General features: G+C 47.3%; 6 protein-coding genes. 3 read left to right on the forward strand and 3 right to left on the reverse strand.

The window, feature by feature from the left end; all coding sequences use genetic code 11:
* The 3 genes from J3353_RS15290 to J3353_RS15300 all read left to right on the forward strand — a co-directional run.
* A partial coding sequence (locus J3353_RS15290; protein WP_207685178.1) for a YodL domain-containing protein occupies positions 1-1637 on the forward strand: 1637 nt, incomplete at its 5' end.
* A 21-nt stretch (positions 1638-1658) separates the two neighbouring features.
* Positions 1659-2585: a hypothetical protein gene (locus J3353_RS15295; protein WP_207685182.1), complete on the forward strand. Its 927-nt coding sequence runs from the start codon at positions 1659-1661 to the stop codon at positions 2583-2585.
* A 2-nt stretch (positions 2586-2587) separates the two neighbouring features.
* On the forward strand, positions 2588-2788 hold the full coding sequence (locus J3353_RS15300) for a transposon-transfer assisting family protein (RefSeq protein ID WP_207685179.1): 201 nt from the start codon (positions 2588-2590) through the stop codon (positions 2786-2788).
* A gap of 165 nt (positions 2789-2953) precedes the next feature.
* Here J3353_RS15300 and J3353_RS16420 read toward each other — a convergent pair whose 3' ends face one another.
* From J3353_RS16420 to J3353_RS15315, 3 genes are all read right to left on the reverse strand, one after another.
* Positions 2954-4618 carry an SEC-C metal-binding domain-containing protein gene (locus J3353_RS16420; RefSeq protein ID WP_242701002.1) on the reverse strand — a complete coding sequence of 555 codons (1665 nt, stop codon included), beginning with the start codon at positions 4616-4618 and terminating at the stop codon, positions 2954-2956.
* Positions 4619-4675: 57 nt separating this feature from the next.
* Entirely contained in the window at positions 4676-5734 is a 1059-nt protein-coding gene (locus J3353_RS15310; protein WP_207685180.1) for a YhcG family protein, read from the reverse strand.
* 106 nt (positions 5735-5840) lie between these two features.
* A partial coding sequence (locus J3353_RS15315; protein WP_207685181.1) for a relaxase/mobilization nuclease domain-containing protein occupies positions 5841-6910 on the reverse strand: 1070 nt, incomplete at its 5' end.

Consider the following 6910-nt stretch of genomic DNA (forward strand, 5'->3'; position numbering starts at 1 on the left):
CGCTGGACGAACATCTGGCAGAACTGCGCCAGCAGCGGGAAGCAGACCTTTCCGCCGCACAGGAAGCCGCATTTGCGCTGGACAACGGCAGTACCCTGTTTATCCAGACCTGTGATTCCGGCTATGACTATACACTGTATGATGCGGACAAAAAGGCTCTGGACGGAGGCCAGCTGGACGCGCCCGGTCTGACCCTGCCAGATGCCGGGCAGGAAGCACTTAATCTGCTGGGGCAGACAGCCGCAGTGTCAGAAGTCCTATTGGGCGATAAGCTGGCTGCGTTCCAAGAGACCGCAGAAAAGGCCAACGAAATTCCCGAACCCGTTAAAATTCCAGACCCTGCCGCAGAGCCTACGGTCACGATTCTTTGGAGCGAAAGCGACAAGCTGCAGGACGGCGAAATCATGCCGCTGTCTGTGGCAAACCGCTTTTTTGAAGAACTGGACACCGCCCAGCACACAGACCGGGAAAAGGACGGCTACACGGGCGGCTGGTACGACAAGACCGCATTCCGTATTGATTTTACCCTGAACGGCCAGCCCGACAACTACGAGGGACGGCAGGATTTTGGTGACGGAGAGGGCTCTTTGGTTCAGCACATCCAGAACTACCACGAATACTACGCCAAAGATGAAAACTGGAAGAATTTTGTTCTGCACAACAAAGGCCCGGAAGCGTGGGAACAGGACAAGGCAGAGCGGGAAATGCTGCTGACCGAGTTTATTCCGTACCTTAAACAGCACTGCAATCTTTCCGCTATGGAGCAGACGGCCACCACCGCTTTGCGGGAAGGACAGAATATTTTGCCGGAACAGACTTCCTATTACACTGCGGTTGTGGCCTATGTGCAGGACTGCCGCTCGATGCTCAACCAAGGCCAGTATAACTTGCCGGAACCGCCCAAGCTGGCTGACTTTGACCAGAGCTTGCAGGATTACAAGGCACAGGTGCAGGCCGAGATCGAGCAGAAAGCGGCCGATGCCGGAATGACCGTAGAGGAATACGCGGCGGCAGACTTTGAGGCACCGCAGCAAGATAGCTTTTCCATCTACCAGCTGCGCAATGAAGATTCCACCCGCGTTTACCGTTTTGAACCTTACGACCGCCTGCAGGCTGCCGGTTTGACCGTGGACAAGGCCAACTATACGGAAGTATACGCCGCGCCGCTGACTGCTGGCACCACGTTGGAGGACATCTACCGCACATTCAATGTGGACTATCCGGCAGATTTCAAGGGACACTCGCTGTCTGTTTCGGATGTGGTGGTGCTGCACCAGAATGGGCAGGACACCGCCCACTACTGCGACAGTGTGGGCTTCCAGCAGGTGCCGGAGTTCTTGCGAGAAAATCCGCTGCGCACCGCAGAACTTTCCACGGAACAAAACGAAAATATGATTGATGGTGTGTTGAACAACGCACCCTCTCTGGGCGAATTGGAGGCAAAAGCAAAAGCAAAAGCCGGAGAACAAATTTCTCTGACAGACCTTGCCGCCGCAGTCAAGGCCGAGGAAAAGGCACCAAAAGCCAAGAAGTCCCGCACAGCCAAGCCGAAAATCCGGGCACAGCTGGATGCCGCGAAAAAAGAGCAGAGCAAACAAACACCGCCACGGGAAAAGACAAAAGAATTGGAGGTGTAAACCGTGCAAAAATTTGAAAATATGGACTTGATCGCTGCGCTGGAAGCCATTATGCACCAGAACACCGCATACTATCAGAGCGATTTTGCCTATGACATCAAAATGCTGCGGGAGGCCGCCCGCAGCGACCAGCCGAAAGATAAGCTGCTTTTGTGGCTGTCCCGGCCCTCTGGAACATTCTGTTTCCGGGAACGGGATGTGTTGCTCAAAGATACCCAAGCCTACAATACATGGAAATTTTGCGGTGAACAGACCCATGACAGGATTTTTGCCTATGCGGTGGAGTTGACCGGTGCGGCCAATGGAACCGTGCAAGGCAATCTGTATGAACTGGACTACCAGCAGCATTTCCAGCATATCCGGGATGCCGCTCTGCCTGTGGGTGCCAATCGCCTGATCTACGAAAGTGGGATGCGGGAAATTGGCCCCAAAGAGCATTTCAACAGCCGCTCGGACAAATATTTTGGAGAGTTCGTGCGGTATGAAATGCAGCCCCGTGACCCGGAACTTCTACAAGCGGCCATCCGGCAGGAGCAGCGCAGTCGAGAACCGGCACGGCCCGGTGATTTCAAAGAACATCTTGCGGCACTGCACACTGGGCTGATCGAGGCCGAGGCGCAGCGTATCGCGGCAAATATGAAGCGGCTGGCTGCTCCCAACAGCCCGGACAAAAATCATTTTATGGTGGAGGTATCGCCCTACTTCACCAAACTGGCATCCAGCCGGGACATGGACCAGTTGCTTGCCATGCTGCCGTATAAGTCCCTGCACCTATCCAGTATGAAAGACCGTTTTGGTATTTACGCTCTGATTGACAAAAACGAGAACCGAGATAAGAACATTCGCAAGCCCCGTGCTTCCGTTCGCAAGCAGCTTTCCGAAACAAAGCAGGCCGCCAACCCGATAAAGGCAGCGGCCCGCAGCAAACAACACGAAATGGAGGTTTAACCATGAATTTCAGCGTAGAAGAAGAAAATTTGATTTGTATGTACCACACTTCTGACCGCCGCCGCACGATGGCGCGAATGCTGACCGCTCTGCCGGATATGGACACGGAAATGCGGCGGCTGGCAGATGGCACCATTGCAAAGTTGGAGCAAATGACTGATGCGGACTTTGACGGACAGAGGTTTGACTTTGCAGGTGAATAATCCTGCCAGCTTGACAACGGCGCATTATTTTCAATCAAAGTAATGTGTCATTGTCGGTACAGAAATAGCCGGACACGGTGGCCTTGCGGCCGCTGTGTCCGGCTGTTTTTAAATACTTTTTTCTAGTGCTTTCAAGTTTTCTAAATCATTGCTCATAACACTCTCCTAGTCAAAAATATTCTTTTCTCGACAACATTTTTTGAATTTCTTTCCGCTCCCGCATGGACAGGGTGCATTAGCAGAAATTTTTACAATTCTTCGTACTACATATTTTTTCTCACGCCAAGCAATATTAAGAAGCCCTGTTTTCTCATGGTATAGCTGATTCCAAAATTTTTGGAAAATACCACCATGAACTAAAGTAGTTGTTCCTAATTTATTATAATCGACAAAGCAAACGAAGTTTTCATTTGCAGGATGGAGAGCCTTGGAGTGTCTTGTATCATGTTTATATACATTTATGTAGAGTGCATCCGCTTCCATACTGCCATTTTTTCTATGAATAGTAGGTGAATCTACATTTTTTAAGGTGTTCAGCCAGTCAATAGCATCTTTAATAATTTTGAGAATTTCTTGCTTATCTTGTGTATCTCCAATAAACAAGTGACATTTAAGTCTTTTTCTATCTTCAAGACTTGCATCCTCTATTTTATTGATAATAAACTTATCCGACACATAGTTAGGAAAACGAAAGTATTTTATTTCGTGCAAGTCCACATTTTCTATAGACGGAGCAAAAACCATTATGTCACCACGATTCGCGGCAGATTTTACAATACCTGCAAAATCCCCTGTAACAATAGCATGAGCTAGTTCTGAATTTGTAAAACGAATCCAACTTTTTTGCAATCGTTCACTGCTAAAGCTCAAATAATATTGGTCATAGTCAGGATAAGCACTGTAGATCATTAAAGAAATTTTTAGAGCTGTTTCAACAATAAAGGTTCTATCAGTTTCAACAATGTAAAAATCCGCATTGAGTTGTTTACTGCTAGCTGTGTCTGATATAAATTGGCACCGAATAGAGGGAACACTCAATTTCATGCTCAGAAGTGCAAAGGAAACAAATGTTTTTTGAGACATATTAACGGATATTTTGTCCCAGTGTTCGTTTAGAAAAAGACAAACACTTAACAATACTGCACTCGTTATGTCGTACATTTTATTTATTAGATCATCAAATTCATAGACCGTCAACTCTTTCGATAGGCTCTTGCTGTTTTCCATATAGTGAAATTCAATAACACGTCCGTCCTCTCGAAAAATCACACCACCGTGATTGATTGAATTTCGGATTTTTACATCAACGGATTCGATGCCATTGCTAAAACCATTTTTAATTAGAACTGTGCGCAGCGGTTCAAGTTTCCTTTGTGCAGAATAGTTTTGTACCGAAAACTGATCAATTAGTAAAACTGTAAACCGAAACAAGTTTGTTAGACAACCTTCAACAATAGATGTGTACGTTGGAATACGGTATAATCGGTTTTTTATTGAATCGCTTTCATTGATTGAATCCAAATCATTTATGATACTTGTAATTTGAGAATATGTACTACAAACACTAAGGAAGTGCTCTATCATGCTTTCAGATATAATAATGTCTGGGTGCTGGGAAACTATTGTAGTCAATCGACTTGAAAAGTGTGTACAGACATCATTGTCCCAATAGCAAGAAGGAGAATTCCAAATAAAATCGTAGAACAAGCATACAAATTCACGTCTACAGCAGCGCATCTGTGAATTAGTTCGTTGATTGATGTCATCAATTATTTTTTGGACTTCATCATTTTTATAATATGATACTTTTGAAGCTTCCAGCCAGTCCATCGAAAAAACTTCCTTTACAAATTACACTACAATATGTTTCTAAGGCAACACCGATAATTAGCAATTATCCGTATCATCCAACTTCGGATGTTGCATATAGAAAATATTTTTCTGCCGCTCAATTTCAACCCGCAGCTGTTCTTTAGTGGGCAGGTAAGTCAGATACTTCGACATGAACAGATGGTCGTTATCATGCAGGACGGAGTATCGCGCGATGTCCTCGCTGGTTTCGCCACACAGCAGAATGCCGATCGTGGGGTTGTCACCCTCTTTGCATTTGAGTTCATCGTACATCCGAACATACATATCAATCTGGCCGACATCTTGATGGGTGATCGTCCCCATTTTCAAGTCAATCAGAACATAGCATTTCAGTTCGATGTTGTAAAACACAAGGTCGATGTAGTAATCTTCCGTATCGGTCACAATATGCTGCTGCCGGGCCACGAAAGCAAATCCCTTTCCCATTTCCATGAGGAAGTCCCGGATGTGAGAAAGAATTGCAGACTCCAAATCGGACTCTGCAAAGGAATCTTCGGTGCGAAAGCCTAAAAATTCTGCCACGATGGGACTTTTGAGAAGTTCAAACTGATGCTTGGGTTCTGCTGCCGTTTTCTCTTTCATTTCTGCAATGACGGCTTCTTTTTTCGGAGAATGGAGCAGCCGATAATAATACTGTGTGCCAATATTACGGTCAAGGGTACGAACACTCCAATTTTCATTGGCAGCTTCATTCATATACCAAACACGGGCATCTTCGTCAGGAACACGTAACAACGCACGAAAATGTGACCAGTTGAGATTTGGAACACGCGTGTTCCAAATCTCAAAGTCAGGAAAGCACAAATAAAATTTTCGGTAGTATCGGAGACTTCTACCAGAATAATTGCTTCCAAACTCTTTCGTAAGTTCATCAGACAGAATCGAAATCAGCCGTTTGCCATACTCTGCACGCTCGGCACCGCTCTGTTCCTCTTCAACAATGCGCTTTCCAATGTTCCAGTAGGTCATAATCATTGCGCGGTTAGCTGCATTATAGGCAACATTCTGGCCTGCGGCAATCAAATTTTTAATATCGGAGATTACAGGCTGATACGGAATGAGGTTGCTGTCCATTTGAAAAATCTCCTTTCCAACTGAGGATTTTTTCTAAGAATCATTGTTTTAATTATAGCAGATATTGTCTGAACTGTCAGCCGATTGCGAGGAAAACTTGCGCAGCTTACCGTTCCTGCATCCGCTCTTTTCCCGGTGTTGTCCGCAGGATGCCGTCCACATTTTGTTTGATGATACCATACTCCTGCATCTGGCGTTTGGCATCATTGTACTGCCGCTGCATCTGGTCTTTCTGCTCGGCCAGTTGCTTATACTCGTTTTTCAGGGCGTAGAGGTCGGGCAGCTTTTGAAAGCCCTGCTCTTTTAGAGCTTTCGCCGCTGCTTCATAGAGAATCAAGGTTCCTTCATGCTTACGTCGGAACTGCTTTTTGTCAGCAGCCCGCTGATACTCCTGCAACAGTGGGTGCAGTTCCTTACAGGTGGTTACATCCTTTATCAGCACGGCCATTTCTGCAAGCCGGCGCTCTGCTGCTTTCAATGCGGCGGCAGCTTCGGTGCTGGCGGCGGTGATCTCGGCCACCCGGCTTTCCAAATCCGGGTAACTATCAATTTCATGCTCCGTCAGAAAGTTCAGCGTCCGGGCAGCCTGTTTCAGATTGTGGAGTTTTGCCCACTTCTCATACCCTGCGGACTGCTGGGCCTTGATGCTATTCTCCAAATCAATCCGCAGCGAAATTTTGTGGTTTTCTTTGGGCTTCCGCTCCACGAACCGCCCTTTGATGCGCTCGGTGATGGCTTCCTCGGTGTAGACTTCTCCTAGCGTTTTGCAGCGGGTGAACCGTTCCTGTCCGGGCGCACGGAACGACACATACTTGCCCCTCTTGACCTCATAGCTTTGCTCCTGCAGGAGCCGCAGAAAATCGTCAAAATCCTTGGCCTGCGGGATGGCTGCATCTATGGCAGCTTTCAGCTTCGCCTTCCAGCTCGTGCCCTTGCGGTGTGCATCCCACTCGGCATAGCTTTTGCCCCGGTCTTGACCGGGCATCACCACAGACAGACCATGTTCCTTGCACAGCCGGTCGCTGGTGCGCCGGATGTAGGCATAACTCTGTCGGTTGGAAACATACTTTCGTTGGTTCACCATGTCCACGGCACAAAAGATGACGTGGTTATGGACGTGCCCCTTGTCAATGTGCGTGGTCAGCACATACGGGTATTTGCCTTGCAGGACTTCAT

This window comes from Faecalibacterium sp. Marseille-Q4137 (assembly GCF_017377535.1).
Taxonomy (GTDB): domain Bacteria; phylum Bacillota; class Clostridia; order Oscillospirales; family Ruminococcaceae; genus Faecalibacterium; species Faecalibacterium duncaniae.

Bases quoted from the DNA above. Each gene is read 5' to 3' on its own strand.
- J3353_RS15300 (WP_207685179.1), top strand. From the start codon at position 2,588: ATGAATTTCAGCGTAGAAGAAGAAAATTTGATTTGTATGTACCACACT.
- J3353_RS15295 (WP_207685182.1), top strand. From the start codon at position 1,659: ATGGACTTGATCGCTGCGCTGGAAGCCATTATGCACCAGAACACCGCA.
- J3353_RS15310 (WP_207685180.1), bottom strand. From the start codon at position 5,734: ATGGACAGCAACCTCATTCCGTATCAGCCTGTAATCTCCGATATTAAA.
- J3353_RS16420 (WP_242701002.1), bottom strand. From the start codon at position 4,618: ATGGACTGGCTGGAAGCTTCAAAAGTATCATATTATAAAAATGATGAA.